Raw genomic sequence first — 25,879 nt, forward strand, 5'->3', positions numbered from 1 at the left:
CAAGCACACACAAGGAGACCATCATGCGGCACCCGTTTGCGGGCGCGGCGGCTTCGTTCGCCCATCTGGCGGGCCTGGGCCGGCGCGCGACGCGGGCCGAAACCGACGATCGCAAGGACGATCAGGCGAAAGGCAAGCGCGCGGAGGATGACGACGGCAAGGACCCCGACGCCAAAGACCCGGACGACGGCAAGGACCCCGATGCCAAGGGCAAGCGCGCCGAGGACGAGGACGACGAGGCGAAGGGCAAACGCGCCGAGGACGACGACGGCAAGGACCCCGACGCCGAGAACCCGGACGATGAAAAGGACGCGAAGGCGGCCAAGGGGAAGGGGCAGAGCTACGCCGCCGGCCGCGCCGACGAGCGCAAACGCTGCGCCCTGATCTTCGCCACCCCGCACGCGGCCGGGCAGGCCCACGTCGCCGCCCGCCTCGCCTTCTCCACCAACCTCACCGCCACCGAGGCGATCGGCCTGCTGGCCGAAACCTCGGCCTCGATCCCGCAGGGCAAGCGCGGCCTGGGCGAGCGCATGGCCAACGTGCCCAGCCCGGCCGTCGGTCCCGACGGCGGCGCCGGCCCGGAGAAGGGCAGCGCCGCCGAAACCGTCGCCCGCATGACCGCCGCCTATGACCGCGCCACGGGCGGCGCGGCCAAGAAGTAAGGAGCGCCCCATGGCCACCTTCTCCAGCTCGCCCTTCCAGCCGGGCATGGCCACCAGCGAGTTCGTGCCGGACCAGCTGATCGCCGGCCGCTTCCAGCTGGTGACCGACACCGTCACCGTCGCCGCCGGCCAAGTGCTGGCCCGCGGCGCCGTGCTCGGCAAGATCACCGCCGGTGGCAAGTTCACCCTCAGCGCCGCGGCCGCCAACGACGGCAGCCAGGTGCCGTCCGTCATCCTGGCCGACGCCGTCGACGCCAGCGGCGGCGACAAGCTGGCCGGCGTCTACCTCACCGGCGAGTTCAACGCCGGCAAGCTGATCCTGGGTGCCGGCCACACGGTCGCCAGCATCAAGGATGTGCTGCGCGACGCCGGCATCTTCCTCAAAACGGCGGTTTCGGCCGCCGACCCGTCCTGATCGGAGGCATTTCCATGGACATCTACAGCACCGCCGCGCTGGTCGGGGTGGTCCCGAACCTGAAGCTGTCGCAGAACTGGCTGCTGGACAGCTTCTTCCCGAACATCGTGGAATCGGACAAGGAAACGGTGGCCATCGACGTCGATGTCGGCCTCCGCCGCATGGCGCCGTTCGTCTCGCCGCTGGTCGCCGGCAAGCTGGTCGAAAGCCGCCGGATGCAGACCAACGAGTTCAAGCCGGCCTACATCAAGGACAAGCGCGCCCCCGACCTGCGCAAGCCGATCCGGCGCCAGATCGGCGAGCGCGTCGGTGGCGAGTTGAGCGCCGGCGAGCGCGAGATGATCAATCTCCAGCTGGAGATGGCCGACCAGATCGACATCCTGAACCGCCGGCTGGAATGGATGGCATCGTCGGCGCTGTGCACCGGCACCGTCACCATCAAGGGCGACGGCTTCCCCACCACGCTGATCGACTTCCAGCGCGATCCGGCCCTGACCATCGCCCTGTCGGCCGGCGCCCGCTGGACCCCGGCCAACATCGCGGCCGAAACGGCATCGCCGACCACCGACCTGGACAATTGGGCCACCCTGGTCCTGAAGAAGTCGGGTGCTGTGGTCACCGACGTCGTCTTCACCACCAAGAGCTGGCAGGCCTTCACCAAGGACCCGGTGCTGAAGCAGGCCAACTGGTATCCCGGCCAGGGCGGCGCCGGCAACAGCATCCAGCTCGGCACCCAGGTGCAGCGCGGCGCGGTGTTCAAGGGCGTCTGGGGCCAGTACCGGCTGTGGCTCTACAACGACTGGTACGTCGATCCGGAGGACGGCGTCGAGAAGCCGATGATCCCGGATGGCGGCGTCGTCCTGACCGGTCCGGACCTGCAGGGCACCCGGGCCTTCGGCGCCATCCTGGATCCGGACTTCAATTATGGCGCGATGGCCTATGCGCCGAAGTCGTGGGTCGAGAAGGACCCGGCGCAGCGGCTGGTGCTGATGCAGTCATCGCCCGTCGTCATCCCCTCCCGCGCCAATGGCGCGCTGTTTGCGCAGGTGATCTGACATGGCTGAAAAGCAGACCGCGGCCGCCACGGCCGCCCCCCTGGAGCTGGTCACCATCACGGTCGCCGCCCGCCGCACCATCCACGCGCCGGGCGAGGGCGGCGAGGATGGCGAACCGGCGGTGACCGTCTACGGTCCCGGCCAGAAGCTGAAGGTCGAGCCGGCCGAGGCCCGCCGCCTGCGTGCGGCCGGCTTCGCCGATCCGGAGCGGCCGGCCGAGGCCGAGCCGGTGGACCAGGCGGAGGCCTGATCCGATGGCCGTGGATTGGGACAGCCTGGTGCACGGGCCGGTGATGACGGCCTTCGGCGAAGCGGCGCTTTATGCGCCGGCCGCCGGCGGGGCGCCCTTCGCCATCACCGGTGTCTTCGATGAAGCCTATGCCGAGGTGCAGGAGCTGGGCGACCAGCCGGTGTCCTCCGCCAGCCCGGTCCTGGGGGTGCAGCTGTCCCAATTCCCCGCGCCGCCGGACATCAAGGACCAGATCACCATCCTGGCCAGCGGCACCGTCTATGTCGTCTCGGTGATCGAGCCCGACGGGCACGGCTGGGCGAAGCTCTTCCTGAATTGGGTGTCGGGATGACCGTGCTGTTCAGCGAGACGCTGCGCGAGATGGTGATCGCCGCCCTGCAGAAGGCGAACACCCTGGCCGGCGTCAACGTCTTCGCCCCGCGCGACACGCCGCTGGCCAGCAGCGAGTTGCCGGCCATCCTGGTGGACGACCAGCGGGAGGAATCGGAAAGCCGGGGCAACATCGGCTTTCCGGCCTTCCACACCACGGCGATCCTGCAGGTCGACGCCAAGGTCGAGCGCGAGACATCGGAGGCAGCCAAGGCGGACCTCTCCACTCTGCGCCGCCAGATCAAGGTGGCGGTGCTGACCGACTGGGCGATCATCACCAGCATCGAGCAGGTGGCGGCGATCCGCACCGAGACCAGCGTCACGGCCGAAACCAAGAAGCACGTCGGCGAGCTGCGCATGCAGTTCGCCTTCCGCTACCCCGAAGACTTCGAGATGGCGGTGACGGACGAGCTGCAGGGTGTCGACGTCCATGTCGACACCATCGATCCCTTCGACGCCACCGGCACCTATCCCGATCCGCCGTTCCCCGATGCCGTCCCGCCGGCGCCGCGCACCTCCGGTCCGGATGGGCGCGACGAGGGCCGGCTGTCCATCGACTTTCCATAGGAGTTCACGCCCGTGTTCGTGAAGCCCAAGCTCGGGTTGCAGATCCGCGACCCGGACCTCCGCGACTTCTTGCCCGACGCCGGGCGGGATGTCCCGGAAACCCCGTACTGGACCCGCCTGCTGAACGTCTATGGCGACGTCGTGCCGGCCGATCCGCCCACCGCCATCGAGGAGGCTTAACCGATGGTCGCCTTCAAGCAGATCCCGCAGAACCTGCGGGTGCCCCTCTTCTATGCCGAGGTGGACAACAGCCGGGCGAATTCGGCGTCGCAGACCATGCGGACGCTGATCGTCGGCCAGATCGCCGGCGCCGGCACCGCCACCGCGGGCGCTCCGGTCATCTGCCCCAGCCTGGGCGAGGCGCAGTCACTGGCCGGGCTCGGTTCGCAGCTGGCGCTGATGTACGAGGCCTATCGCGCCGCCGACAGCTTCGGCGAGGTGTGGCTGCTGCCGCTGGCCGATGCCGCCGGCGCCACGGCCGCCACCGCCACCATCACCCTGACCGGCAGCCCGACGGTCAACGGCACGCTGGCACTCTATGTCGGCGGCGTGCTGGTGGCGCAGCCGGTGGTGTCCGGCCAGGCGGTCGCCGCCATCGCCACCGCGCTCGCCGCCACCATCACCGCGATGCCGTCCTTGCCGGTGACGGCCGCGGCCGCCGCCGGCGTGGTCACCCTGACGGCGAAGAACAAGGGTCCGGGCGGCAACGAGGTGGACCTGCGGGTCAACTACCGTGGCGCCACCGCGGGGGAAGCGACGCCGGCCGGCCTGACCGTGGCCATCGTCGCCATGGCCGGCGGCGCCACCCCGCCGACCCTGCCGACCGCCTTCGCCGCCCTGGCCGACCAGCCCTATGACTTCATCGTCTTCCCCTACACCGATGCGACCTCGCTCGATGCGCTGAAGGCGCTGCTGAACGACAGCACGGGCCGGTGGAGCTGGGGGCAGCAGATCTACGGCCATGGCTTCGCCGCCTATCGCGGCACCGTCGGGGCGCTGACCACCTTCGGCGTCTCGCGCAACGACCAGCATGTGTCGATCCTCGGCTTCTACGACAGCCCGACCCCGGCCTGGATCGTGGCTGCCGACTTCGCCGGCACCGCGGCCGTGAGCCTCCGCGCCGACCCCGGCACGCCGCTCCAGACGCTGGCGCTCTCCACCATGCTGGCGCCGCCGATCGCCTCGCGCTTCGACCTGTCCAGCCGCAACATCCTGCTGTGGGACGGCATCAGCACCTTCAACGTCGGCGCCGACGGCACCTGCAGGCTGGAAAACGTCATCACGACCTATCAGCGCAACGGCTTCGGCGCGGCCGACGACAGCTATCTGGAGATCGAGACGCTCTTCCTGCTGGCCTTCGTCCTGCGGGATCTGAAGTCGGTGATCACCAGCAAGTATGCCCGCAAGAAGCTGGCCGCCGACGGCACCCGCTTCGGTCCCGGCGCCAACGTGGTGACGCCGGCCGTCATCAAGGCCGACCTGATCGCCCGGTACCGGGAGCTGGAATACGACGGCCACGTCCAGAACGGCGACGCCTTCAAGGCCGGCCTGGTGGTCGAGAAGAACCGCACCAACCCCAACCGCATCGATGTCCTGTGGCCGGGCATCCTGATCAACCAGCTCCGGATCTTCGCCTTGCTGGCGCAGTTCCGCCTCTCGTAAAGGAGACGCTTTATGGCCGACACCTCGCGGCGCCTTGCCGGCACCGCTTACATCACGGTCGATGGCACGACCTACATGCTGGCCGCCGACCTCACCTATTCGCCGTCCACCGTCTCGCGCGACACGCTGACCGGTATGGACGGCGTCCACGGCTATTCGGAGAAGCCGAAGGCCGGCTTCATCAGCGGCACCTTCCGCGATGCCGGCTCCCTGTCGGTCGCCGCCTTCAACGACATGACCAATGTCACGGTCACGGTGGAGCTGGCCAACGGCAAGGTGGTCACCGCCCGCAATGCCTGGACCACGGACGCCCAGGAGGTGAAGGCGGCGGAGGGCACCTTCGACGTCAAGTTCGAGTCCGCACAGGTCGAGGAGGCCTAACAGATGGAAAACGAAACCGAGACCCAGCCGGAAGAGCTGGTAATCGAGCTGCGCAAGCCGGTGACGCACAGCGGCGAGACCTATACCGATCTGATTCTGCGCGAGCCGACCGGCGGCGACATGAAGGCCGCCGAGAAGTTCACCGGCTTCGAAAGCGACATCGTGCTGATCGCCATGGTGTCGGGCGTTCCCAAGCCGGCGGTCGAGAAGATCGGCGCCCGCGACCTCAAGAAGGCGCAGGTCTATCTCGCGGGTTTTATCTGAGCTGGCCCGGCAACTGGCAGGACGCCGTTGCCGAGGTCACCAAGTTCTACGGCTGGGGGCCGCGGGATGCCTGGTCTCTCACCTGGACCGAGTTGTCCTGGTGGGTTGACCAGGCCAACCGCATGATCAAGCGGGACTGACATGGCCAACACCTTCCAGATCGTCCTGACCGCCCGCGACCGCGCCTCCAGCGTGGTCAACGGCGTCAACTCCGCCCTGTCGCGGGTGCCGCCGTCGTTGAGCCGGATCGGCTCCGCCATGGAGCGGGTCGGCGACACCTCCGTCTTGGACCGCCTGCAGAAGGGAGCGGTCGGTCTGGCCCGGCCGGTGGTAGATGCCGCCCGCAGCGTCGGCGTGCTCAACAACTCGCTGGGACTGGTGTTCGGCGCCGGGTCCATCGCCGGCGCCGGCGCGCTGGTGGCGAATTGGGGCGCCGTCGGCGTCGCCACCGGCAATGCCGCCCGCGGCATCGGCATCGCCGCCGGCCGGCTGCGCACCCTGCGCGGTGCTGCCGAGCTGGCCGGTGTCGGCGCCGACGAGATGACCGGCAGCCTGGGCGCCTTGGCCAGCACGTTGCAGGACGCCGCCTTCGGCCGCAACAACGAGGCGGCGGCGATGCTCAACAGCCTGGGCATCGCCACGCGCCGCACCGCCTCCGGTGCGGTCGACGCCGAGGCGGCGCTGGGCGATCTGGCGGACGCCATCGCCAAGCAGACCAATCCGCAGACCCAGGCCAGGATCGCCGGCATGTTCGGGGTGCAGGCCCTGCTGCCGATGCTGCGCAAGGGCCGGGCGGGGTGGACCGCCTACATCAAGGACATCGAGCGGCTGGGTGCCGTGTCGGAGGAGACCCAGCGCCAGTCCGAAGAGCTGGGCACCTCGATCAACCGGCTGAAGGGGGCGGCCTCCAGCGTCGCGACGACCATCGAGTCCGAGTGGAGCCGCAAGTTCGGCCGCGCCATCGATGGCATGACCGAATGGACCGCGGCCAACAAGGGCACGGCCGCGTCCATCACCGAGGTGGCGGGCGCGCTGGGCGTCATGGCCGTCGCCGCCCGCATCCATCCCATCCTCGGCCTGGTCACCGGCCTGGTGGAGGGGGCGGCGCTGATCTACGCCAACTGGGCCGATATCGGCGGATTCTTCGACCGCAAGCTGGCCGAGATCGACGATGCCTTCCGCCGCTCGGAGTGGTGGCAGCGTCAGACCGGAAAGGATGCGGTGCATGACGCCTATTGGTGGAGCTTCGGCCTGGTCGGCAAGGGCGGCCTGCTGTGGGACACCGACAAGGGCAGCGCCGCGGCCGCCACGCCTGCGGCGCCACGGCCGCAGCAGCTGGTGCCGCCGGCCGCTCCGGCGGCGCCCGGCGTCATGCCCGTGCCCGGCGGGGCGGTGTCTCCGACGTCCGCGAGCATCGTCTCGAAGGCGGCCGCCAATGCCGTGCCGTCCGCAGGCATCAGCCAAGCTGTCCGCCGTTGGGATCCGCAGGTGAACGCGCTGTCGGCCAAATACGGCATCGATCCGAATTTCGTGCGGCGCATCATGCAGCAGGAATCGGGCGGCAGGCAGTTCGGCAAGGACGGCCTGCCGCTGACCAGTTCGGCCGGCGCCATCGGGCCGATGCAGGTCATGCCCGGCACCTTTGCCGACATGGCCCGGCGCTACGGCATCAAGGGCGGCATCACCGATCCGGACGCCAACATCGAGGCGGGCGTCGCCTACCTGTCGGAACAGCTGAAGCGGTTCGGCAACGAAACCACGGCGGCCGCCGCCTACAACGCCGGTCCCGAGCGGGTGAAGGACAACATCGCCGACGGCAGGCCCCTGCCGTCGGAGACCAAGAAATACATCGCCTCCATCGCGGCGATGGAACGCCTGCAGTCGCAGGCGCCGGCCGGCGGCGAGCAAAAGGTGAACGTCACCGTCACCCTGGGCGGCAACGTGCCGGAGGGCACCGCCGCCACCGCGCAGACACCCTCCGGCAACTTCGTGCCCACCCGCATCGAATATGCAATGCCCAGCTTTGCGAGGCCCTGATGTCCGCCACCAGCGCCTATAGGAACCTCGCCGCCGGCGTCTCGAAGGTGGCTTCGGCGGCCGAGCGGCTGGGCACCGACCTGGCCGGCTTCGGGTCGGCGCCCGGCCCCTGGTACAGCCAGCTGCAGCGCGCCAGCTTCCGTGGCGTGCCCTTCGGCGTGCTGTCCTCCGACAGCCAGTTCGGCCGCCGGGTCGCCGTCCATGAATACCCCTACCGTGACAGCGTGTGGGTGGAGGACCTGGGGCGGGCGCCGCGGCGCATCAGCCTGATCGGCTTCCTGGTGGAGGATTCGGCCGTCTATGGCGGCGGCTCCGTCCTCACCCAGCGCGACCAGTTGCAGCGGGCCTGTGAAGGGGAGGGGGAGGGGGAACTGGTCCACCCGACCCTCGGCCGGAAATCGGTGGCGCTGCTGCGCTTCCGCATCGCCGAACGGCGCGACCTCGGCCGGGTGTGCGAGATCGCCTTCCAGTTCGTGGAGGCCGGCCGGCTGCTCTACCCGGGCAGCGTGGCCGATCGCGCCGCGGAGATTTCCGGCATCGCCGACGCGCTGGGGCTGGCTGCCGTGGCCGACTTCGTCTCGACGGCGGGGACGCTGCTGCGCGAGGGCGGGGCGGTGCTGCGCCAGATCGTCAGCACCGTGTCCTATTACGTGCGGACGGTCGAGCGCTACATCAACGACGCGACCAACCTCTACAACGCCATCCGCGATCTGCCGGGCGAGTTCGGCCGCTTTTTCCGCGCCAGCGGCACCCGGAGCGGCACCACCCTGCCGGCGCTGAAGAAAACCACCGCAACGGCGCGCGGCGGTGTCTCGCGGTCGGCGGCCACCGTCACCAGGGCAGCGGCGGTCACCGGCGGCGACACGGCCGGGAACACCGCCACCGCCATCGCCGCCCATGTCTCGGCCGCCGCCGCGGCCGCCGCGACCCCGGCCGACCGCATCCGCCTGCTGCTCCCCCTGGCAACCGACAGCAGCGTCACCGCCGGCGCCGGCGTCCCCGTGGCGGCGCTCTACCGCCGCGCCGCGATTGCCGAGCTGGCGCGTGCCGCCGCCGGCTGGGAACCCGCCTCCTACAACGAGGCGGTGGAGGTGCGCGACCGCCTGCGCGACGTCATCGACGCGGAGATCGTCCGCGCCGGCGATGGCGGAGAGGACGCCACCTATCTGGCCTTGCGCCAGCTGCGCGCCGCGCTGGTCGCCGATCTGACGGAACGCGCCGCCGACCTGGCCCGGCTGGTGTCGGTCATCACCGCCACCCCGCAGCCGGCCCTGGTGCTGGCGCAGCGGCTCTACCAGGACCCGGCCCGTGCGGACGAGCTGGTGCGGGAGGCGGACCCGATCCACCCCGCTTTCATGCCCACCGCCTTCCGGGCGCTCGCGGAGTAACCGTCCATGGACGATCTGACGCTGATCACCGGCACGCGCAAGCTGTCGGGCTGGCAAGGCGTGCGCGTCACCCGCGGCATCGAGCGCATGCCCAGCGACTTCGACATCGAGTTCACCGAGCGCTTCCCGGGCGAGGCGGAGGCCGTCGTGGTCAAGCCCGGCGATGCCTGCCAGGTGCGGATCGGCGACGATCTGGTGGTGACCGGCTATGTCGACCGCTTCATGCCGTCCATCGACGGGCAGCGCCACACCCTGCGCGTCACCGGCCGCAGCAAGTGCCAGGACCTGGTCGACTGTTCGGCCGAGTGGGACAGCAACCAGATCAGCTCCGCCTCGGTGCTGTCGATATCGCAGAAGCTGGCGGCGCCCTACGGCATCACGGTCAGCGCGCTGGACGACGTCGGGCCGCCCATCCCGCAGATCAACCTCCTGTGGGGGGAGACGCCGTACAGCGTCATCGAGCGCATCACCCGGGCCAATGCCCTGCTGGCCTATGACGCCCCCGACGGCAACCTGATCCTGGCCCGGGTTGGCACCGGGAAGCACGGCAGCGGCTTCGCGCAAGGGAAGAACGTCGAGCGCGCCACCGCCATGTTCGGCATGGACCTCCGATTTTCGGAGTACGTGGTCCGGATGCTGAACATGAACCCGGTCGGCGAGACCGGCACAGCCGGCGACGTCCTGGTCACGGTGGACGACAAGGAGGTGCCGCGCCATCGCCGGCGCACCATCATCGCCGAAACCGGCGTGGTGGCGGCCGGGCTGGCGCAGCGGCGCGGCCTGTGGGAAGCGGCACGCCGGGCCGGCCGCTCCTATTGCGTCCAGCTGACCGCCGACAGCTGGCGCGACGGCGACGGGATGCTGTGGACGCCGAACCGGCTGGTCCGCATCCAGCTGCCCAGCCTGAAGATCCCGGACGTGCAGTGGATCGTGGCCGAGGTGACCTACCGCCGCGACCGCACCGGGACCGCCGCCGACCTGGTGCTGATGCCGCCCGACGCCTTCGCCGTCGCTCCGGTGGTGCTGATGCCGACCCTCAACGACATGGTGCGCTGATGGACATGATGGGTATGGCCGAACGGCTCTACACGCGGCTGCTGATGACCATCGGCCGCGGCAGGATCACCACTGTCAACGACGCCGGCAACGTGCAGATGCTCCAGGTCCGGCTTGGCCAGGACGAGGTGCGCGACACCACCCCGCGTCTGGCCGAATACGGGCTGACTTCGGTGCCGCCGGTCGGTACCGACGTCGTGGTGATCTTCGTCGGCGGCGACCGCTCCGCCGGCGTCGCGGTGGCCACCGGCAACCAGGCCGCCCGACCCAAGGGGCTGAAGGGCGGCGAGGTGGCGCTCCACGACGACCAGGGGCAGATCATCCACATCGCCCGCGCCGGCATCACGATCCGTGGCGCCGGCAAGCCCGTCACCATCACCGGCACGCCGAAGGTCCGGATCGAGGCCGATCTTCTGGTCACCGGCGACATCATCGACCACTGCGACACCCAGACCCGCACGATGAAGGGCATGCGCGACGTCTACAACGGCCACACCCACAGCGGTGTGCAGACGGGAAGCGGCTCGACCAACGTCCCGAACCAGCTGGAATAGCCATGGCGGACATCACCATCACCTGGTCGCCGGCCGATGGCCGCGGCGATTGGACCTTTGCGCCCGGCGGCGACCTCGACACCGGCGACGACCTGGCCACCGCCATCCTGCTGTCGCTCTTCACCGACCGGCCGGCCAACAAGGACGACGCCATCCCCGACGGCACCGCCGACCGGCGTGGCTGGTGGGGCGACCGGGAGCTGGGCTCGCGCCTCTGGCTGCTGGAGCGGGCCAAGCAGACCACCGAGACGCTGCACCGCGCCCGCGACTACATCGCCGAGGCCCTGCAATGGCTGGTGGATGACGGCGTCGTGGCCCGCTTCGACATCGAGGCCGCCTGGCTGCGCCGCTCGACGCTCGGCGCCCGCATCACCGCCTTCCGGAGCGACGGCCGCACCGTCGCCCTTTCCTATTCCTGGGCATGGCAGGGAGCCTGACGAAATGCCGTTTTCCCGACCGACGCTGTCCGAGCTGCGGGCGCAGACCGCGCAGGATGTCGCCGCCTCCACCGGTGCCGAAACCGGCCTGCTGCGCCGGGCGGTGCTGCGCGTGCTGTCCGACATCCAGGCGGCCATGGCGCATCTGCACTATGGCTATCTCGACTGGATCGCCCGGCAGGCGGTGCCCTTCACCTGCACCGACGAGTTTTTGGAGGGGTGGGCGGCGCTGAAAGGCGTCTTCCGCAAGCCTGCGACCGCGGCCACCGGCATCGTCACCCTGACCGGAACCCCAGGAACGGTGGTGCCGGCCGGAACGCCGGTGATCCGCGCCGACGGCACCGCCTACACCGTGTCGACAGCCGCGGCCGTCGGCGGCGGCGGCACGGTGGCGGCGCCGATCCTGGCCGACGAGGCCGGCGCCGCGGGCAATGCCGATGCCGGCGCCGTGATGGTGCTGGGCCGGGCGGTCGCCGGCGTGCAGTCCACCGGCGCGGCCGCGGCCGCCGTCACCGGCGGCGCGGACCTGGAGGCTGACGACGGCCTCCGCGCCCGCATGCTGGCGGCCTACCGGATCACCGCCCAGGGCGGCGATGCCGACGATTTCGTCGGCTGGGCGCTCGCCGTCCCCGGCGTCACCCGGGCCTGGGTCTCGCGATCCGGGGCCGGGCCCGGAACGGTGGTGGTGTATGTCATGCTGGACGATGCCCAGGCCGCCCATGGCGGTTTCCCCAGGGCACGGACGGGGTGGCGGCGGCGGACATCCGGGCGGTGCGGGCAACGGGCGACCAGCTGACGGTGGCCAACGCGCTGTGGAACCTTCAGCCGGTCACGGCTCTGGTCTATGTCGTGGCGCCGGTCAACACGCCGGTGCCGATCGGCATCAGCGGCATCCCGGCGGCATCGAGGGCGGCGGTGTCGGCCGCGCTGGTCGACCAGTTCGCCATCGACGCCGCGCCGGGCGGCACGATCCCGCTCAACCGGCTGTGGGAAGCGGTGGAGGCGGTCTCCGGCGTCGATGCCTTCCGGATCGTCAGCCCGACCGCCGATCCGGTGGCGCAGCCGGGCCGGCTCTTCACCGTCGGGACCATCACCTGGAGCTGATGCCATGCCGGCGCCGATCTTTACCGCCTCCGCCTTCCGGCAGGCGATGCAGGCCCTGCTGCCCACCGGCCGGATCTGGCCACGCGAGGAGGGCACCGCCCAGGCCGCGGTCCTCGATGGGCTGGCCCCGGTCTACGAGCGGTCGGCGGAGGACGCCGGGGCGCTCCTGGTCAACGCCTTCCCCACCACCGCCCTGGGGCTGCTGCCCGAATGGGAAGCCACCCTCGGCCTGGAAGCCGAAGCGACGATGCAGCAGCGCCATGGCGCCGTCCTGGCCCAGCTGATCGGCATCGGCGGCCAATCGGTGCCGGTCATCACCGCCTATGCCGCGGCGATGGGCATTTCGATCGGGATCACGCAATTCGCGCCGGCGCGGGCCGGCTTCACGCGGGCCGGCGATCCGGCACAGGGCGAGGCCTGGGCGTTCCACTGGCAGGTCAACAGCGCCGGGCAGCGCACGACCTACGCCCGCGCCGGCCGGACCGCCGCCGGTGAAGCGCTGGTCGAGTGGGGGGATGTGAGCCTGGAGATCTTCCTGCGCCGGATCGCGGCGGCCCACACCACCGTGACCTTCAATTACGCGACCCTCTGGGATGCGGGGGCCACGAGCTGGGATGGCGGAACGACCGCCTGGGATACCTGAACCACTCTGGAGTTGATCACATGGTGAGTGCCATCGACCCGACGAAGCCGGCCGCGGGAGCCGCTTCGACTGCCGACGTGCGAAACAACTTCGCCGCGGCAAAATCCGAAATCGAAGCGCTCCAGACGGGAAAGCAGGCTGCGTCCGCCCGTCTGGCTGCCCTGGCCGCGATCCTGCTGGTGGCGGACAAGCTGCTCTATGCGACCGGTTCCGACAGCTTCGCAACGGCCGACCTGACGGCCTTCGCCCGCACGCTGCTGGACGATCCGGATGCCGCGACGGCCCGGACGACCCTGGGTGCCGCACCGCTGGCGTCGCCGGTGTTCACCGGCACGCCGGCAGCGCCGACGGCGGCGGCAGGCACCAGCTCGACGCAGATCGCCACCACCGCCTTCGTCCGGGCTGCCATCAACGCCGACGCTGGCATCAGCCCCAACACCATTGTCCAGCGCGATCCGACCGGCGGAATCCTGGCCAAGGGGCTTATCGTTCTCAACACCGACGCCTCCGGGGGGAGCGCAATCGCAATCGGCAACGACGTCAGCAGCCTTGAAAACTTCATTATCACCAACGGATCGGCCAAAACCGACCTGGCAGGCGCGCGGTCGCTCAATGTCGTGCTGGGTGGCAAGCTCGGCATTTACGCCGCCGGGGGCGCGAGGGCGATCCTGATTGTCGACAATGCCACGGGCCTCGCTGACTTCAAATTCCCACCGGCTGTGAATGGCACGCCCCTGTTGAAGGCCGGCGACGTCTACACCAAGGCCGAGACCGATGCCAAGGTGGCGGTGGGATCGGCCACCATCGCTGCTGGCGACAGCTCCCTGCGGGTGACGGACACCGGCGCCGACGCCGGTGTCGTCGTCGGCAGGATCGACGGCGTCGACGTGATGAAGGTCGGAACGCCGGCGTCGGTGCAGCCGACCAAGAACGCGTCGGGCGCGGATTCGCCACAGCCCTACGTCGCCACCGTCTATGCAAGCAAGGGCCACCTTCGCCTGCATGGTGTCCACGGTGACGACAATGCCGTCAATCCGGGGCAGGGGGGGAATGTCCATCTCTATGGCGGGCATTCGACTGTCAATTCCAACAAGAACGCTGGTGGCGTCTATCTGGTTGGCGGCAAGGCCGATGGCAGCGGCACCGGCGGCGTTGCCGGTATGAAAGCGGGGGATTCGACCGGCGCCGCCGGGGGACCGGCGTACCTGGAGGGGGGCCAGGGTGCGACCACAGGCGGGGCTGCACAGGTCAAGGGCGGCCCTGGAGCTGTCGGCGGGTCTGTCTCGTTGCTCGGTGGCGAGCCGAGCAACGGCACTGCCGGCAGCGTCACCATCGGCACGCCCGACAGTGTCGGTACCAACAAGCAGGGTGCGGACCTTATCGTCACGGTTGGCCGTGGGACCGGGACGGCGCGGCACGGCCAGCTGCAGGCGACCATCGCCGGCGACGTGGCGTTTACGGTCGGTGGCACCTTCAAGCTGAACGGATCGCGTGTCGCCACCATCGCCGACATTCCGACCGGCGTCGCCGACGCCTACACCAAGGCGCAGGTGGACACCAAGCTGGCAGGCAAGATCGACAAGGCCTTCCTGTTTTCAGATGGCGGTACGGGGATCACGCTCGACCCCGTCAGCCTGACCATCCTGGATGACGCCGGATCCGGTTTCTCAGCTCCGGTGATGCCGGCATGGACCGGCGACGGCGGCACTGGGATTGGCGGCGGCATCGTCGGGGCGTTGTGGGGCCTCGGGGAGGCTCTCGACCAGTTGAAAGCCCGCGTCGCCGCGCTCGAAGCGCACTGACCCACCCATTTCTGAACCCTGGAGATCCCCATGGACCGTATCCGCGGGACCACGGTGGCGGCTGCATTGCCGGCCGCCGCCACCACCGGCGCGACCGGCTTTTTCACCGGCGGCGATCCGGCCTCCGGCGTCGCCGCCACGATCATCACCGCCGACTGGCTCAACACGATCCAGGAGGAGCTGGTCGCCATCGTAACGGCCGCCGGCCTGTCGCTGACGCCGAACAACCGGGCGCAGGTGCTGCAGGCGATCAACGCCATGATCGCGGCAGCGTCGGCGACGCCGGCCTTGGCGGCGGGGGCGATTGCCTTCTACGCCACCAGCAACGCGCCCACCGGCTGGCTGAAGGCCAACGGCGCCACCGTCAGCCGCTCCACCTATGCCGCCCTGTTCAGCGTGATCGGCACGACCTGGGGGGCGGGCGACGGCTCCACGACCTTCCGACTGCCCGATCTGCGGGGCGAGTTCATCCGCGGCTGGGACGACGGCCGTGGCGTCGACGGCGGCCGCAGCTTCGGCAGCTGGCAGGACGACCAGTTCCGCAGCCACAGCCACTCCTTCAAGTCGGGCGTCGACAGCGCCGCCGGGAACAACGACGAGAGCAACAGTTCGGACATCGGCGGCTGGGAGGACGGCTGGATCGGCTCGACCGGCGGTCCCGAGACCCGTCCCCGCAACGTGGCCCTGCTGGCCTGCATCAAATACTGAGGGGCATCATGGAAAAGATCGTCTACCAGCTGGACGCCGGCGGGCTGCTGCTGGGCACCACCGTCGCTGACGAGTCCCCGCTCGAGCCGGGCGTCTTCCTTATCCCGGCCGGCTGCGTCGAGATCGCGCCGCCGGCGGTGGCCGAGGGCCTGCGGCCGCGCTGGACCGGCGAGGCCTGGGCGGTGGAGGTCATTCCGGCCGTCGAGCCGGTCCTGCCGACCGACGAGGATCTGATCGCCGCCGCGCGCCGTCGGCGCGACATCCTGCTGAAGCGTTGCGACTTCACCCAGCTCCCCGACGCTCCCGGCGACACCGCCGCCTGGGCCGTCTACCGCCAGGCCCTGCGCGACATCACGGCTCAGCCGGGCTTCCCCGCGGCGATCGACTGGCCGGTACCGCCGGCCTGACCGGCGCGACAACACTCCAATCCAGTGACCCGGCCGCTTTGAGCGGCCTTTTTCATGCCCGGAGGTCCAATGTCTCCCTTCCTTTCGGCGGTCCTGTCCGCACTGGTCCTGGCCATCGCCCATCGCGAACGCGGCCAGAGCCACAGTTGGCTCGGCACCCAGGGCAGCCGCGTGCTGTTCTGGGGCCTGCCGGTGGGGCTCGTCGTCTACCTGCTGCATGCCGGCTTGGCGCTTGATGTCCACGCCGCCATGATCGCCACAGCCTGCGGTGCGGCTGCCTTCATCGGCATGGCTGGAATCCCCCATGGCGCCGGGCAGAACCTGCGGGTGCCGTGGTCCTTCAGCCCGCAATCGACCACGGTTTGGTCGGAAGACGACACCCTGTTCGGGATCACCAGGCCGGAGCGCCTGGGCTATCTGCTGGCCGCCGGCATCGTCCGGCTGTGGCTGATCTCGCTGCCGCTGGTGGCCACCCACCCGGCGGCGCTGTGGCTGCCGATCGGCGGCGTCGCCATGCCGGCCGGCTACCTGATCGGCACCAGGATGCCGCTGCTGGGCTGGAGGCTGACCCGTGCCACCGAGTGGGGGGAGCTGCTGACCGGCGCCGGCTTCGGCGTGGCAATCGCCATCGTCCTTCTCGTCTGACCACCCCCGATACACCGTCGCCCGGCAGCCCGCCCGGCGGCCTTTTTCATGGAAGGACCATCCCATGCGTGCGCTCCCCCAGGCCGCCGTCGAGCTGGCCAAGCAGGCCGAGGGCCTGCGCCTCACCGCCTATCCGGATCCCGCCAGCGGTGGCGATCCCTGGACGATCGGCTATGGCCACACCGGGCCCGACGTCCACACTGGCCTGACCATCACCGCGGATCGCGCGGAGCAGCTGCTGCAGGCCGATCTGGCGGCCGCCGCGGCGGTGGTCGACCGCGCCGTCACCGTCGACCTGACCGACAACCAGCGCGCCGCCCTGACCCTGTTCGTCATGAACGTCGGCGCCGGCCGGAAGGCGAAGGGCAAGGATGCCGGCAAGGACGGGTTTGTCATGCTGAAGAACGGCCAGCCCAGCACCATGCTGCGGAAGCTGAACCTTGGTGACGCCGGCGGTGCCGCGGCCGAGTTCAGCAAATGGACGCGCGGCAGCGGCAAGGTGATGCCCGGTCTGGTCAAGCGCCGGGCGGCCGAGGCGGCGCTCTTCCTCGCCGACGACGTCCATCCGGCCAGCCGTGGGGCCGAGCCGGCGCCGGCGCCGGCGCCGGTGACGCGCTCGGTTGCCGGGGTCAGCGGGCTGGGCGCGCTGGGCCTGACCGGCGTGGCGGCGGCATTGGACCAGGCGCGCGATGTCTCCACCGCCGCGCGCGGTCTGCTCGAAAGCCTGCCCGCCGGCGGGCTGGGCTGGGCGGTGGCGGGGCTGCTGGCGGCGGCGGTGGTGATCCTGCTGCTGCGCCAGCGGGCGGACCAGCGCCGGGCGGCGGCATGATCGTCGCCCTGCTAGATGGGCTCTGGGGCCGGATCGGCCCCACCCTGCTGGCCATCGGCGCCGTGCTGGCGGCGATCGCCACCTTCGGCGCCTCGCAGCGCCGCGCCGGGCGCCAGGAGGCGAAGGCGGAATCCACCCAGGAGACGCTGCGCGCCGGAAAGGTTCGACATGATGTTGAAGATGGTGTCCGCCGCGATGGTCCTGGCGCTGCTGACCGGCTGCGCAACCGCTGGAGCCGGGACTGAGGGCGCCTGTGCCGCCTTCCGTCCGATCTACATCAGCCGGGGCGACCAGCTGAGCGATGGCACGGCGGAGCAGCTGCTGGCGCACAACGAGACTGGTGCTCGCCTGTGCGGGTGGGGTGCGGCTGAATGAAGCAAGGGGTGGCCACCTTGATGGTGGCTGCGACGATGACCAGAGCGCCGACGATGGTTTGCCATATCGGCGCCGATCCCCATAACCTGTAATCCAGAGCTGCGGCCATCCGCCGCCAGCTGTTTGGGAGATCGTTTGGGAACGTTGGCAGAAATCGCTGATATTCGGCGGATTTACGCCCCCCTTCTCTTGTTCAATTTCAATACTTTAGCGGTTCCTCTCAAGTCTGGGGGTCTGGGGGTCGCAGGTTCGAATCCTGTCGCTCCGACCAGTTCCGGAAGGACCGGAGAAGCCTTGGAACCCAACGGTTCCAAGGCTTTTTCTTTGCCTGCACTCCAGGAAGCCGGCGCGTCTTCTGTCGGCATCGCATGGATGTCTTGGATGGAAAGGCAGGCACATGGGGCCGGCCGGCAAAGAGCTTCATTGAAGAGATCGGCCAGCCATTCCGAACCGGACAGGGATCGGCGCAATGGGAGTGTCCGGAAGCGAAGCGGGACCGAGCGCACGCTTTGGCGCGTTCATGCTCCACAGTGTCGCAACGAGGCCATCATGCTCCAACTCAATCCGCCGCTTCCCATGGACACCCCGAAGGGCCCCGCCCTCGCGCATTTCCTCATCGACTATGGTGCCGAGCACGATTTGTGCTGGGTCTGCTTCCAGGATGAGACCGGCGAATGCTGGACATGGCGGAACCGGGACGTGCGGGCGCCCAAGAACATCACCATGGGACGCAGGACCGACGAGCGGCGCGGCAAGGTGGACCTCCGGGTGGCGGAATGAGCAGCCTTTCACATCGCTGAGGGGGCTGTGGTCGGAAAAGCCGGGCGGAGCCAGCGCTGCCCGCGCCTCCGCCGCTTCCCTCTCATGCCGTGCCATGCGCCAGACGCATTGCGCACAATCTGATAACGCACAATCAAATACATTGCGCGCAATTCGATTGTGCGTCATTGTTCCTCTCACAAGATCACGGGGTGCCGGTTCGGACCGCCGCCCGGGAAATCAAAAGCCAAACCAAAATCCACCGCACAACGATCAGTGAAGGAGCACGCGCCATGAAGACCCTGTATTCGACCAAGGTGACCGCCACCGGTGGCCGTGACGGCAAGGCCGTCAGCGACGATGGCCTGCTGTCGGTCGCGCTGGCCGCGCCGAAGGAACTGGGCGGCCAGGGTGGCGCCACCAACCCCGAGCAACTGTTCGCCGCCGGCTATTCCGCCTGCTTCATCGGCGCCATCAAGTTCGTCGGCAACCGCGACAAGATCGCCGTCCCGGCCGATCTGACGGTGAACGCCACGGTCGGCATCGGTGCCCGCGACGATGGCGAGGGGTTCGGCCTGACGGTCGATTTCGTGGTCTCGCTGCCGGGCATGGACAAGGCCGCCGCCGAGGATCTGCTGGCCCGCGCCCACAAGGTCTGCCCCTACAGCCACGCCACCAAGGGCAACATCCCGGTCACCACGACCATTGCCTGAGGACCGGGCCTGAGGGCCGGGCCCGAGACCATCGCCTGAAGCGAAAAGTCTTCGGCATTGCGCCGCCGGGCTGTTGCGCGCGATTGTGCAGGCCGCATGATCGACCGACGCGCAGCACCCCGGCGGCGCGCCGTCTTTTCAAGGTTCAGACATCATGGCAGCCGACAGGGACGATCCGCTTCTGCTTTCCAATCAGGCGTGCTTCGCGCTCTATTCCGCCAATCTGGCGATGAGCCGCGTCTATCGCCCGTTGCTGGAGCAGCTTGGCCTGACCTATCCGCAGTATCTGATCATGCTGCTGCTGTGGGAGGAGGACGGCCAGTCGATGAAGCTGCTCGGCGAGCGGCTTGGGCTGGACAGCGGCACGCTGACCCCTCTGCTGAAGCGGATGGAAGGGCAGGGCCTGCTGACCCGCAGCCGCGATCCGCAGGACGAGCGGCTGGTCCGCATCGGCCTGACCGCCGAAGGGGCGGCCTTGCGGACGCAGGCCGAATGCCTGCCGACCCGAATCGCCGCCGCCGCCGGCTGCTCCGCCGCGGAGCTGATGTCGCTCCGCGATGCGCTGCTGCGGCTGCGCGACGATTTGAACCGGGCGGCCGATCAGGACAGATAGGATTGGGACTGGAAATCGTCGGCGGGAGAGCCTTTTCTATCCAGCCGCTTTCCCGATCCAAGGGGTCCGCCCGTGAGTTCCGTACCGACTGAGGACCGCCTCCGCCTTCGCTCCGCCGATGCCGACGACGCACCGGATCTGGCACGGCTGATCGACATCGCCGGCGGTGGCGTCTACGAATTCCTGCTCGACGGGCTGATGCCGGGGATGACCGCGGCGGAGATGCTGGTGCCCGGCCTGGCCGGGCGCAGCGGGTCGCTGTCGCATCGCCAGAGCGGTGTCGCCGAACTGGATGGGCAGGTGATCGGCATCGCCCATGGCTATCCCACCGACTGGATCCGGACGGAGGATTACAGCGGCCTGCCGCCTGACCGCGTCGCCCATATGGGCGAATTCGCCGAAACGCTGGACTGGGGCAGCTATTTCCTGTCCGCCCTGGCTGTCGATCCCGCGCACCGGCGCCATGGCATCGCCGGCCGGCTGCTCGGCTGGTTCTACGAGCGGGCGCGGACCGGCGGCTTCGACCGGATCACCCTGCATGTCTGGGCCGACAACGAGCCGGCCCGCCGTCTCTATGTCGGCGAGGGGTTCGAGGAGATCGGCAGCGCCGCCATCCCCTGGCACCCCCGGCTGCCGCACCAGGGCGGCAGCATCCTGATGCGGCGCTATCTGTGAGCGGCGATCCGCGGAGCCGTCTTCCCGGCTGACAGCTCACCGATCCGGCGCACGACTTGGTCCGGGTCGGCATAATGGACCATGTGGCCGGAGTCGGGCACCCAATGCAGCGTGCTGTCGGGCAGCACATGATGCAGCCGGCCGCTCTGCTCCTCCTGCTCGACCACGCGGTCGTGATGGCCGGCGAAGATCGCCACCGGGACGGTCACGTCGGCATAGCGGTGCTGCAGGCGGTCGGCGGCCGGCGCCATGGTCACGCCATCCTGGGCGTTGGCGCGCATCTGGCCCGGCCGGATGGTCAGGGCGGCGGGGAAGCTCTCGGTCAGATGCTCAGGCACCGGACGGGGTGAGAACAGCGTCTTCAGCAGCCCCGGCATCATCGCCATCGAAACCGGCGGCGACAGGGTGTGGCGCAGCAGGTCGCCCAGCACCGGCGTCGCCAGCGGCGCCACCAGAGCCGCATCGGCCCGCTTGGTCGGGAAATAATAGCCGGCCATCAGCACCAGCCCCTTCACCGCTTGCGGATGGTCCAGGGCCAGGGCCAGCGCCACCAGCGTGGCATAGGAATGGCCGACCACCACGGCGTTCCCGATCCCCAGCGAGTCGAAGGCCCGGGCCAGCAGGTCGGCCTGATCCTCCGGCGTCCAGGCGCGATCGCGCGGGCGGTCGCTGTGGCCCATGCCGGGCCGGTCGAAGGCGATCACCCGGTGGGTCCGGGCCAGACGCTGGAACAACCCGCTCGCCAGCGAATTGCCGAGTGCGGAGACGTTGCCGTGCAGCAGCACGACCGGCGGACCTTCGCCGGCCTCCATGTAATGCAGCCGGACGTCATCGACGGTCAGGAAGCGGCCTTCGGGCGGATAGCGCCGTTCGGCCGCGCGGGCGGCAAGCGTGTTGGCGACGGCCAATCCGCCCAGGGTCAGCGCGGTGAGGCCCAGGGTCTTGAGCAGGGTGGAGCGGCGGTCGGTCATCGGCGGCGTCCTCTCAGGGCTGCTGCGGTGCAACATCGTGAGAGGACAACCGGCGGGCGGGAGAAGGGTTCCTGGGGAAGCCGGGCCTCCACTTCGGTCCTCTCCCATCCGGGGAGGACCGAAGTGGGGCAATCGCGCCCTACTTTCGACTCACTTCCCGGCCTTCAGCTGGTCCCGCGTCAGCCAGAACACCTCGCCGAAGCTGTTGGCGGTCTGCAGCCACAGGAAGTCCAAGTGGGGATAGTCCGCCTCCAGGATCTCGCGGCCGGTGCCGAACTCGCAGAGCAGGCCGCCTTCCGGCGTCAGGTGCTTGGGCGCTTCCTTCAGGATGCGGCGGACGATGTCCAGCCCGTCGTCGCCGCCGGCCAGCGCCAGTGCCGGCTCGGCCCGGAACTCCGGCGGCAGGGCGTCCATCGACTCGGCGTCGACATAGGGCGGGTTGGTGATGATGACGTCGTATTTCCGCGTCTTCAGCGGGGCGAACAGGTCGCCCTGATGCAGGGTGATGCGGTCCCCGAACCCGCTGTCGGCGACGTTGCGCTTGGCCACCTCCAGCGCGTCGGGCGACAGGTCCACCGCGTCGACCTGGGCCTCCGGGAAGATGCGGGCGGCCAGGATGGCGAGGCAGCCGGAGCCGGTGCACAGATCCAGCACCCGCTCGACCGAGGTCGGGTCCTCCACCAGCGTGAAGTCGTCGCCGCCGAACATGTCGGAGAACAGCAGCTCGCCGATGTAGGAGCGCGGGACGATCACCCGCTCGTCCACATAGAAGGGGATGCCCTGGATATAGGCCTTGTTCAGCAGATAGGGCGCCGGCTTGCGGGTGTCGATGCGGGCATGGAGGATGCCGGCCACCGCCTCGCGCTCCGCCGCGGTCAGCCGGGAATCCAGATAGGGGTCGAGCTGGTCGACCGGCAGGTGCAGCGACTCCAGCACCAGGAACACCGCCTCGTCGAAGGCCGTGGTGGTGCCGTGGCCGTAATCCAGCTCGGCCTCGTTGAAGCGGCTGACGCCGTAGCGCAGGAAATCGCGGATGGTCGACAGCTCGGCGGCGGCGGTTGCTGCGGTGTGCTTGCTGGTCACGGGCGGCTGGCTCCGGGGAAGGGGCGGGAGTGGGGGGAGCAGAGCGGATCGGAAACGGTCAGAGCAGGTCCAGCACCGACTCCGGCGGGCGGCCGATGCGGGCTCGGTCGCCCTTCACCACGATGGGGCGTTCGATGGCCGCCGGATTGGCGGACAGGGCGGCGACCAGCGCCTCGCCGTCGAGGTCCTTCGCGATGCCGGCCTCCGCCGCCTCCTTGGCGCGGGTGATGTCGCGCGGACCCTTGCCCAGCTTGGCGAGGAGGACCGACAGCTCCGCCGCGTCCGGCGGGGTCTTCAGATACTCGATCACCGTCGGCTCGACGCCGCGGGAGCGCAGAAGCTCCAGCGTCTCGCGCGATTTGCTGCAACGCGGGTTGTGATAGATCGTCACGTCGCTCATGACAGGCTTTCCAAGTTTGAAGAGCGGTCAGACTGATACACCCAACCCGCGCTGCGCGCCAATCCGGCATGCGGAAACGGACGCCGCGGCGCAACATCCGTCAGGTGACAAGGGCTGCCTTTGGTATTATTTTGCGCGCTCGCTTTTCCGAAAGGCCCTGCGCGCCGTATCCCGGTGGGCTGGCCTTGCGGGACAGAACCGATGCCCAGATACGGAAGCCGGCCGTGACCAAGCTCTCGCTCTCCAAGGACAAGATCAACATCCTTCTGCTGGAAGGTGTCCACGACAACGCCATCGACGAGCTGGCCCGCGGCGGTTATGCCTCCGTCGAGCGGCTGCCGCGCGCGCTGGACGAGTCCGAGCTGCTGGAACGCATCGGCTCGGTCCATATCCTTGGCATCCGCTCGCGCACGCACCTGACCGCCAAGGTGTTCGAGGCGGCGAGCAAGCTGATCACCGTCGGCTGCTTCTGCATCGGCACCAACCAGGTCGACCTGAAGGCGGCGCGCCGCCACGGCGTCCCGGTGTTCAACGCCCCCTATTCCAACACCCGGTCGGTGGCGGAACTGGTGATCGGCGAGATCATCATGCTGATGCGCGGCATCTTCGAGAAGTCGCAGCTGGTCCATGGCGGCGGCTGGATGAAGTCGGCCAAGGACAGCTACGAGATCCGCGGCAAGACGCTGGGCATCGTCGGCTACGGCCACATCGGCACCCAGGTGTCGATCCTGGCCGAAGCGATGGGCATGCAGGTCCGCTTCTACGACACCGTGCGCAAGCTGGCGCTCGGCAATGCGCGGGCCTGCGACTCGCTGGAGGAACTGCTGTCGGTCTCCGACGTGGTGACCCTGCATGTGCCGGACACCCCGCAGACCCGCGACATGATCGGCGAGCGTGAGCTGGCCGCCATGAAGAAGGGCAGCCACCTGATCAACGCAGCCCGCGGGCAGGTGGTGGAGATCGAGGCGCTGGCAGCCGCGATGAACTCCGGCCACATCCTGGGTGCCGCCATCGACGTCTTCCCGGTCGAGCCCGGCTCGGACAAGGAAGAGTTCCAGAGCGCGCTGCGCGGCATCAAGACCGCCATCCTCACCCCGCACATCGGCGGCTCGACGATGGAGGCCCAGGCCAACATCGGCACCGAGGTGGCGCAGAAGCTGCTCGAATATTCGGACAACGGCTCCACCGTCGGCGCGGTCAACTTCCCGCAGGTGGCGCTGCCGGTGCAGGCCGGCTGCACCCGCTTCCTGCACGTCCACGAGAACCGTCCGGGCATGCTGCGCAAGGTGAACGAGGTGTTCTCCGGCCGCGACCTGAACATCGCCGCCCAGTATCTCCAGACCGATCCGGAGCTGGGCTATGTTGTGGTCGACGTCAACGGCGACGTCGAAGAACTGGAGGTCGTCAACGACCTGCGCGCCATCGAAGGCACCCTGAAGGCGCGCTTCCTGTTCCCCTCCAAGCATTGAGGGCAGCATCGGGGGCCGCCGCCGGAGACCTGCGGTGGCGGCCCTTCGCTATCTCCTGCCGCCAAATCTCTTGCCACCAAATCTCTTGTAGGGGAACGGTTTCCCGGTAACAGTGCCGGGATGACCGTTCGCCTCCTGTTCCTTGCCGTTCCGGCACTCCTGCTGTCCGTGTCGCCGGCCGCGGCGCAGTCGAACGGCTGCACCGGATTTCCGCCGACCACGCTGGACCTCGACACCGTGCTGGCGCCGATCCAGCGCGACGATGCGCTGTCGATCACCCAGCTCACCCGCCTGCCGGGACGCACGCCGGGTCCGGTCAGCACCGCCGACAGCCATGTGCTGGGGCTGACCCAGGCGCGGTACGGCGAGCAGTCGCAGGTGTCGGCCCTGTTCAAGACGATGGGCGACGGCACCTATTGCGCCTCTGCCAGCAAGCTTGCCATCAGCTTCGGCTTCCAGCAGCGCATCGTCCATGTCGCCCGGGAAATCCCCGCCGGCTCCTGCCTGCATGGCGAGGTGCTTGCCCACGAGATGCGCCATGTCGCGGTGGACGAGGCCCTGCTTCAGGAAATGATGCCGCAGATCCGCAGCCGGCTGGATCAGGTGATCGCGGAAATGGCGCCGGTGCGCTCGCGCAGCCAGTCGCAGGCAATGGCGGCGATCCGCCGCCCGCTCGAATCGGCGATGCGGCGGATCATGCAGGAGTTCGGCCGCGAGCGCGACCGCCGGCAGGCCCAGGTCGATACGGTCGAGGAGTATGAGCGGGTCAGCCGCGTCTGCAATGGCGAAGCCCGCAATTACCTGCCGAAACCCGCCAAGCGGCGGACCGTCCGCCAGGGCTGAGAAGGACGGTCAGCGCTTGCGCCGCCGCCTGTCGGTGGCATGGCCGTCGTTGAATTCCGGCGGCTTGCGGCGGACCCAGCGGATGAAGGCGGCGAGGTCGGGATGGCCGCGCAGGGCGTCGATCTCGTGATACTGGTCGCGCAGCTGCTGTTCGGTCAGCACCGCATGGATTTTCGCATGGCAGATGCGGTGCATCGTCACCGTCTCGCGCCCGCCATAGGTGCGGGGGATCAGGTGGTGTTCGTTCAGGCTGCCGCCCGGCACCATCGGCCGGCCGCAGAGCGGGCAGGCGGGGCCATCCGGCTCGGCAGCTGGCCGGGCCATGTGGGAAAACGGATGATCGGGAAGACGCATATCTGTTGGAACCGCTGATCGCTGACCATGTTGGCAATCTAGGAGAGGCCATAAATGATATGGTCCGCAACCTCCAGGAGGCCACTGTGAACGATCCCAAATCACAGCCTCGCGACCAGAAGCATGACGGCGAAAAGGCCGCAACCAGCCAAACCGCCGCTGGCCAGACTGCCGCCGACCAGACTGCCGCCGGCCAGACTGCCGATTGCACCCAGTACGGCCAGGCCGCCGGATCGCCCGGCGGGCGTGGTGGCACAAGCTGCTATGGTGGCATCCAGCGGGTACAGCCGCGCACGGCGACCGCCGCGACGCTGGCCCCCGACAAGGACCGTAATGCCAAATAGGAAAAGGGGGAGCCGCGCGAACGGCTCCCCCCTTTTCATGACCTG

Annotated in this window: 35 protein-coding genes; 31 read left to right on the forward strand and 4 right to left on the reverse strand. The window is 69.2% G+C overall.

The features are described from left to right. Positions 1-23: 23 nt before the first annotated feature. From ACWPN3_RS14435 to ACWPN3_RS14570, 28 genes are all read left to right on the forward strand, one after another. Positions 24-662, forward strand: a complete 639-nt coding sequence (locus tag ACWPN3_RS14435; RefSeq protein WP_492240263.1) for a hypothetical protein — start codon at positions 24-26, stop codon at positions 660-662. A 10-nt stretch (positions 663-672) separates the two neighbouring features. Continuing rightward, entirely contained in the window at positions 673-1,077 is a 405-nt protein-coding gene (locus ACWPN3_RS14440) for a head decoration protein (protein WP_492240264.1), read from the forward strand. A 14-nt stretch (positions 1,078-1,091) separates the two neighbouring features. After that, entirely contained in the window at positions 1,092-2,132 is a 1,041-nt protein-coding gene (locus ACWPN3_RS14445; protein ID WP_492240265.1) for a major capsid protein, read from the forward strand. Position 2,133: 1 nt separating this feature from the next. Then, entirely contained in the window at positions 2,134-2,382 is a 249-nt protein-coding gene (locus ACWPN3_RS14450) for a hypothetical protein (protein ID WP_492240266.1), read from the forward strand. A gap of 4 nt (positions 2,383-2,386) precedes the next feature. Next, complete coding sequence (locus ACWPN3_RS14455; protein WP_492240267.1) at positions 2,387-2,713, forward strand: head-tail joining protein; 327 nt, start codon at positions 2,387-2,389, stop codon at positions 2,711-2,713. Then, positions 2,710-3,318, forward strand: a complete 609-nt coding sequence (locus tag ACWPN3_RS14460) for a hypothetical protein (RefSeq protein WP_492240268.1) — start codon at positions 2,710-2,712, stop codon at positions 3,316-3,318. Before ACWPN3_RS14455 ends, ACWPN3_RS14460 begins: the two co-directional genes overlap by 4 nt. Positions 3,319-3,330: 12 nt before the next feature. Further along, on the forward strand, positions 3,331-3,498 hold the full coding sequence (locus tag ACWPN3_RS14465) for a DUF2635 domain-containing protein (protein ID WP_492240269.1): 168 nt from the start codon (positions 3,331-3,333) through the stop codon (positions 3,496-3,498). A gap of 3 nt (positions 3,499-3,501) precedes the next feature. Further along, positions 3,502-4,980 (forward strand): phage tail sheath subtilisin-like domain-containing protein, encoded by a 1,479-nt coding sequence (locus ACWPN3_RS14470; protein WP_492240270.1) that lies wholly within the window; start codon positions 3,502-3,504, stop codon positions 4,978-4,980. A gap of 12 nt (positions 4,981-4,992) precedes the next feature. Continuing rightward, positions 4,993-5,361, forward strand: coding sequence for a phage tail tube protein (locus ACWPN3_RS14475; RefSeq protein WP_109095461.1), 369 nt, complete (start codon positions 4,993-4,995; stop codon positions 5,359-5,361). Positions 5,362-5,364: 3 nt separating this feature from the next. Beyond that, complete coding sequence (locus ACWPN3_RS14480) at positions 5,365-5,625, forward strand: phage tail assembly protein (RefSeq protein ID WP_492240271.1); 261 nt, start codon at positions 5,365-5,367, stop codon at positions 5,623-5,625. 141 nt (positions 5,626-5,766) lie between these two features. Continuing rightward, a complete protein-coding gene (locus tag ACWPN3_RS14485; protein ID WP_492240272.1) occupies positions 5,767-7,662 on the forward strand; it encodes a transglycosylase SLT domain-containing protein in 1,896 nt (631 codons plus the stop codon). Beyond that, entirely contained in the window at positions 7,662-9,050 is a 1,389-nt protein-coding gene (locus ACWPN3_RS14490; protein WP_492240273.1) for a DNA circularization protein, read from the forward strand. Before ACWPN3_RS14485 ends, ACWPN3_RS14490 begins: the two co-directional genes overlap by 1 nt. Before the next feature lie 6 nt (positions 9,051-9,056). After that, on the forward strand, positions 9,057-10,106 hold the full coding sequence (locus tag ACWPN3_RS14495) for a phage baseplate assembly protein (RefSeq protein WP_492240274.1): 1,050 nt from the start codon (positions 9,057-9,059) through the stop codon (positions 10,104-10,106). Further along, positions 10,106-10,660 (forward strand): phage baseplate assembly protein V, encoded by a 555-nt coding sequence (locus ACWPN3_RS14500; RefSeq protein ID WP_492240275.1) that lies wholly within the window; start codon positions 10,106-10,108, stop codon positions 10,658-10,660. The genes ACWPN3_RS14495 and ACWPN3_RS14500 overlap by 1 nt, the downstream gene beginning before the upstream one ends. A gap of 2 nt (positions 10,661-10,662) precedes the next feature. Then, positions 10,663-11,097, forward strand: a complete 435-nt coding sequence (locus ACWPN3_RS14505) for a phage GP46 family protein (protein WP_492240276.1) — start codon at positions 10,663-10,665, stop codon at positions 11,095-11,097. A 4-nt stretch (positions 11,098-11,101) separates the two neighbouring features. Next, complete coding sequence (locus ACWPN3_RS14510) at positions 11,102-11,893, forward strand: baseplate J/gp47 family protein (protein ID WP_492261526.1); 792 nt, start codon at positions 11,102-11,104, stop codon at positions 11,891-11,893. Beyond that, complete coding sequence (locus ACWPN3_RS14515) at positions 11,869-12,201, forward strand: hypothetical protein (protein WP_492261527.1); 333 nt, start codon at positions 11,869-11,871, stop codon at positions 12,199-12,201. The genes ACWPN3_RS14510 and ACWPN3_RS14515 overlap by 25 nt, the downstream gene beginning before the upstream one ends. 4 nt (positions 12,202-12,205) lie before the next feature. Continuing rightward, positions 12,206-12,844: a YmfQ family protein gene (locus ACWPN3_RS14520; protein WP_492240278.1), complete on the forward strand. Its 639-nt coding sequence runs from the start codon at positions 12,206-12,208 to the stop codon at positions 12,842-12,844. Between the two features lie 20 nt (positions 12,845-12,864). After that, a complete protein-coding gene (locus tag ACWPN3_RS14525) occupies positions 12,865-14,646 on the forward strand; it encodes an autotransporter outer membrane beta-barrel domain-containing protein (protein WP_492261528.1) in 1,782 nt (593 codons plus the stop codon). A 30-nt stretch (positions 14,647-14,676) separates the two neighbouring features. Then, positions 14,677-15,354 carry a phage tail protein gene (locus ACWPN3_RS14530; protein ID WP_247872709.1) on the forward strand — a complete coding sequence of 226 codons (678 nt, stop codon included), beginning with the start codon at positions 14,677-14,679 and terminating at the stop codon, positions 15,352-15,354. Between the two features lie 8 nt (positions 15,355-15,362). Next, the gene (locus ACWPN3_RS14535; RefSeq protein WP_199237416.1) at positions 15,363-15,761 is read left to right on the forward strand and encodes a tail fiber assembly protein; all 399 of its coding nucleotides are present in this window, start codon (positions 15,363-15,365) and stop codon (positions 15,759-15,761) included. A gap of 69 nt (positions 15,762-15,830) precedes the next feature. Continuing rightward, positions 15,831-16,406 (forward strand): hypothetical protein, encoded by a 576-nt coding sequence (locus ACWPN3_RS14540; protein WP_492240281.1) that lies wholly within the window; start codon positions 15,831-15,833, stop codon positions 16,404-16,406. 64 nt (positions 16,407-16,470) lie between these two features. Beyond that, positions 16,471-17,235, forward strand: a complete 765-nt coding sequence (locus ACWPN3_RS14545; RefSeq protein ID WP_492240282.1) for a lysozyme — start codon at positions 16,471-16,473, stop codon at positions 17,233-17,235. Continuing rightward, complete coding sequence (locus ACWPN3_RS14550) at positions 17,232-17,480, forward strand: hypothetical protein (protein ID WP_492240283.1); 249 nt, start codon at positions 17,232-17,234, stop codon at positions 17,478-17,480. Before ACWPN3_RS14545 ends, ACWPN3_RS14550 begins: the two co-directional genes overlap by 4 nt. Before the next feature lie 679 nt (positions 17,481-18,159). After that, on the forward strand, positions 18,160-18,390 hold the full coding sequence (locus ACWPN3_RS14555; protein ID WP_098740197.1) for a hypothetical protein: 231 nt from the start codon (positions 18,160-18,162) through the stop codon (positions 18,388-18,390). Between the two features lie 272 nt (positions 18,391-18,662). Further along, the gene (locus ACWPN3_RS14560) at positions 18,663-19,082 is read left to right on the forward strand and encodes an organic hydroperoxide resistance protein (RefSeq protein WP_492240284.1); all 420 of its coding nucleotides are present in this window, start codon (positions 18,663-18,665) and stop codon (positions 19,080-19,082) included. 154 nt (positions 19,083-19,236) lie between these two features. Beyond that, positions 19,237-19,695 carry a MarR family winged helix-turn-helix transcriptional regulator gene (locus ACWPN3_RS14565; RefSeq protein ID WP_098740193.1) on the forward strand — a complete coding sequence of 153 codons (459 nt, stop codon included), beginning with the start codon at positions 19,237-19,239 and terminating at the stop codon, positions 19,693-19,695. A 72-nt stretch (positions 19,696-19,767) separates the two neighbouring features. Then, on the forward strand, positions 19,768-20,370 hold the full coding sequence (locus ACWPN3_RS14570; RefSeq protein ID WP_492240285.1) for a GNAT family N-acetyltransferase: 603 nt from the start codon (positions 19,768-19,770) through the stop codon (positions 20,368-20,370). Here ACWPN3_RS14570 and ACWPN3_RS14575 read toward each other — a convergent pair. From ACWPN3_RS14575 to arsC, 3 genes are all read right to left on the reverse strand, one after another. Next, positions 20,361-21,341: an alpha/beta fold hydrolase gene (locus ACWPN3_RS14575; protein WP_492261529.1), complete on the reverse strand. Its 981-nt coding sequence runs from the start codon at positions 21,339-21,341 to the stop codon at positions 20,361-20,363. The genes ACWPN3_RS14570 and ACWPN3_RS14575 overlap by 10 nt on opposite strands. Before the next feature lie 150 nt (positions 21,342-21,491). Then, entirely contained in the window at positions 21,492-22,424 is a 933-nt protein-coding gene (gene prmB / locus ACWPN3_RS14580) for a 50S ribosomal protein L3 N(5)-glutamine methyltransferase (RefSeq protein ID WP_109095479.1), read from the reverse strand. A gap of 58 nt (positions 22,425-22,482) precedes the next feature. Then, a complete protein-coding gene (gene arsC / locus ACWPN3_RS14585) occupies positions 22,483-22,824 on the reverse strand; it encodes an arsenate reductase (glutaredoxin) (protein ID WP_109095480.1) in 342 nt (113 codons plus the stop codon). A gap of 224 nt (positions 22,825-23,048) precedes the next feature. Here arsC and serA point away from each other — a divergent pair, with 224 nt between their 5' ends. Together serA and ACWPN3_RS14595 are read left to right on the forward strand one after the other, a co-directional pair. Further along, complete coding sequence (gene serA, locus ACWPN3_RS14590; RefSeq protein WP_109095481.1) at positions 23,049-24,293, forward strand: phosphoglycerate dehydrogenase; 1,245 nt, start codon at positions 23,049-23,051, stop codon at positions 24,291-24,293. A gap of 120 nt (positions 24,294-24,413) precedes the next feature. Further along, positions 24,414-25,136, forward strand: a complete 723-nt coding sequence (locus ACWPN3_RS14595; RefSeq protein WP_109095482.1) for a hypothetical protein — start codon at positions 24,414-24,416, stop codon at positions 25,134-25,136. Positions 25,137-25,145: 9 nt separating this feature from the next. Here the strand turns inward: ACWPN3_RS14595 and ACWPN3_RS14600 are convergent, their stop codons facing one another. After that, positions 25,146-25,490: an HNH endonuclease gene (locus ACWPN3_RS14600; RefSeq protein WP_247872710.1), complete on the reverse strand. Its 345-nt coding sequence runs from the start codon at positions 25,488-25,490 to the stop codon at positions 25,146-25,148. 5 nt (positions 25,491-25,495) lie between these two features. Between ACWPN3_RS14600 and ACWPN3_RS14605 the strand changes: the two genes are divergently transcribed. Continuing rightward, entirely contained in the window at positions 25,496-25,834 is a 339-nt protein-coding gene (locus ACWPN3_RS14605) for a hypothetical protein (protein ID WP_492240288.1), read from the forward strand. Positions 25,835-25,879 lie beyond the last annotated feature (45 nt).

The sequence above is a fragment of the Azospirillum sp. UENF 111221 genome (assembly GCF_058780625.1).

Excerpts from the sequence above, each read along its gene's own strand:
- ACWPN3_RS14435 (WP_492240263.1), top strand. The coding sequence starts at position 24 with ATGCGGCACCCGTTTGCGGGCGCGGCGGCTTCGTTCGCCCATCTGGCG.
- ACWPN3_RS14440 (WP_492240264.1), top strand. The coding sequence starts at position 673 with ATGGCCACCTTCTCCAGCTCGCCCTTCCAGCCGGGCATGGCCACCAGC.
- ACWPN3_RS14445 (WP_492240265.1), top strand. The coding sequence starts at position 1,092 with ATGGACATCTACAGCACCGCCGCGCTGGTCGGGGTGGTCCCGAACCTG.
- ACWPN3_RS14450 (WP_492240266.1), top strand. The coding sequence starts at position 2,134 with ATGGCTGAAAAGCAGACCGCGGCCGCCACGGCCGCCCCCCTGGAGCTG.
- ACWPN3_RS14455 (WP_492240267.1), top strand. The coding sequence starts at position 2,387 with ATGGCCGTGGATTGGGACAGCCTGGTGCACGGGCCGGTGATGACGGCC.
- ACWPN3_RS14460 (WP_492240268.1), top strand. The coding sequence starts at position 2,710 with ATGACCGTGCTGTTCAGCGAGACGCTGCGCGAGATGGTGATCGCCGCC.
- ACWPN3_RS14470 (WP_492240270.1), top strand. The coding sequence starts at position 3,502 with ATGGTCGCCTTCAAGCAGATCCCGCAGAACCTGCGGGTGCCCCTCTTC.
- ACWPN3_RS14475 (WP_109095461.1), top strand. The coding sequence starts at position 4,993 with ATGGCCGACACCTCGCGGCGCCTTGCCGGCACCGCTTACATCACGGTC.
- ACWPN3_RS14480 (WP_492240271.1), top strand. The coding sequence starts at position 5,365 with ATGGAAAACGAAACCGAGACCCAGCCGGAAGAGCTGGTAATCGAGCTG.
- ACWPN3_RS14485 (WP_492240272.1), top strand. The coding sequence starts at position 5,767 with ATGGCCAACACCTTCCAGATCGTCCTGACCGCCCGCGACCGCGCCTCC.
- ACWPN3_RS14490 (WP_492240273.1), top strand. The coding sequence starts at position 7,662 with ATGTCCGCCACCAGCGCCTATAGGAACCTCGCCGCCGGCGTCTCGAAG.
- ACWPN3_RS14495 (WP_492240274.1), top strand. The coding sequence starts at position 9,057 with ATGGACGATCTGACGCTGATCACCGGCACGCGCAAGCTGTCGGGCTGG.
- ACWPN3_RS14500 (WP_492240275.1), top strand. The coding sequence starts at position 10,106 with ATGGACATGATGGGTATGGCCGAACGGCTCTACACGCGGCTGCTGATG.
- ACWPN3_RS14505 (WP_492240276.1), top strand. The coding sequence starts at position 10,663 with ATGGCGGACATCACCATCACCTGGTCGCCGGCCGATGGCCGCGGCGAT.
- ACWPN3_RS14510 (WP_492261526.1), top strand. The coding sequence starts at position 11,102 with ATGCCGTTTTCCCGACCGACGCTGTCCGAGCTGCGGGCGCAGACCGCG.
- ACWPN3_RS14520 (WP_492240278.1), top strand. The coding sequence starts at position 12,206 with ATGCCGGCGCCGATCTTTACCGCCTCCGCCTTCCGGCAGGCGATGCAG.
- ACWPN3_RS14525 (WP_492261528.1), top strand. The coding sequence starts at position 12,865 with ATGGTGAGTGCCATCGACCCGACGAAGCCGGCCGCGGGAGCCGCTTCG.
- ACWPN3_RS14530 (WP_247872709.1), top strand. The coding sequence starts at position 14,677 with ATGGACCGTATCCGCGGGACCACGGTGGCGGCTGCATTGCCGGCCGCC.
- ACWPN3_RS14535 (WP_199237416.1), top strand. The coding sequence starts at position 15,363 with ATGGAAAAGATCGTCTACCAGCTGGACGCCGGCGGGCTGCTGCTGGGC.
- ACWPN3_RS14540 (WP_492240281.1), top strand. The coding sequence starts at position 15,831 with ATGTCTCCCTTCCTTTCGGCGGTCCTGTCCGCACTGGTCCTGGCCATC.
- ACWPN3_RS14545 (WP_492240282.1), top strand. The coding sequence starts at position 16,471 with ATGCGTGCGCTCCCCCAGGCCGCCGTCGAGCTGGCCAAGCAGGCCGAG.
- ACWPN3_RS14550 (WP_492240283.1), top strand. The coding sequence starts at position 17,232 with ATGATCGTCGCCCTGCTAGATGGGCTCTGGGGCCGGATCGGCCCCACC.
- ACWPN3_RS14555 (WP_098740197.1), top strand. The coding sequence starts at position 18,160 with ATGCTCCAACTCAATCCGCCGCTTCCCATGGACACCCCGAAGGGCCCC.
- ACWPN3_RS14560 (WP_492240284.1), top strand. The coding sequence starts at position 18,663 with ATGAAGACCCTGTATTCGACCAAGGTGACCGCCACCGGTGGCCGTGAC.
- ACWPN3_RS14565 (WP_098740193.1), top strand. The coding sequence starts at position 19,237 with ATGGCAGCCGACAGGGACGATCCGCTTCTGCTTTCCAATCAGGCGTGC.
- ACWPN3_RS14575 (WP_492261529.1), bottom strand. The coding sequence starts at position 21,341 with ATGACCGACCGCCGCTCCACCCTGCTCAAGACCCTGGGCCTCACCGCG.
- arsC (WP_109095480.1), bottom strand. The coding sequence starts at position 22,824 with ATGAGCGACGTGACGATCTATCACAACCCGCGTTGCAGCAAATCGCGC.
- ACWPN3_RS14595 (WP_109095482.1), top strand. The coding sequence starts at position 24,414 with ATGACCGTTCGCCTCCTGTTCCTTGCCGTTCCGGCACTCCTGCTGTCC.
- ACWPN3_RS14600 (WP_247872710.1), bottom strand. The coding sequence starts at position 25,490 with ATGCGTCTTCCCGATCATCCGTTTTCCCACATGGCCCGGCCAGCTGCC.